We start from the raw sequence: 466 nt of genomic DNA on the forward strand, positions 1-466 counted from the left end.
GTTCACATTGGTCAAATCAGCCTGAATTGTACTTAATTTGTCATTGGTTAAGACATTTACAACGGCATTGGTTCCCACATAACCGTTGATGTTTAGTACTAGGTCATCTACAGCTTGAATTGCTGAATTTCCTAATAGTGATGCAACCTTGATTTGAACAATTGCCTTATCACAATTTTTAGGATTTAATCTCTCACACAATTGGTATTCTATATAATAATTACCATTTGGAGTTCCTGGTAAAACAGAGATCAAGCCAGTGTTAAGATCTAATACCGGAACTGCTCCTCCAATAGAAGTTGCTCCTGAAATTAAACTTAAGACAACTTCTGGCCGATTAATAGTGGCTCCATTCAAAAGGTCGTTTGTTAGAATATTCCCAATTTGTGGATCCCCCAAAACACCATTTAAACTTACCATAATATCGTTCGTTGCAATAATACTTGCTGAATCTACCGTAATTGTT

At 35.8% G+C, this 466-nt stretch carries 1 pseudogene; it reads right to left on the reverse strand.

The features are described 5' to 3' along the window. Positions 1-466: pseudogene (locus ACSVH9_RS16370) on the reverse strand (hypothetical protein); the annotation flags it as partial.

It is taken from the genome of Flavobacterium sp. RSSB_23 (genome assembly GCF_051547145.1).
Classification (GTDB): Bacteria; Bacteroidota; Bacteroidia; order Flavobacteriales; family Flavobacteriaceae; genus Flavobacterium.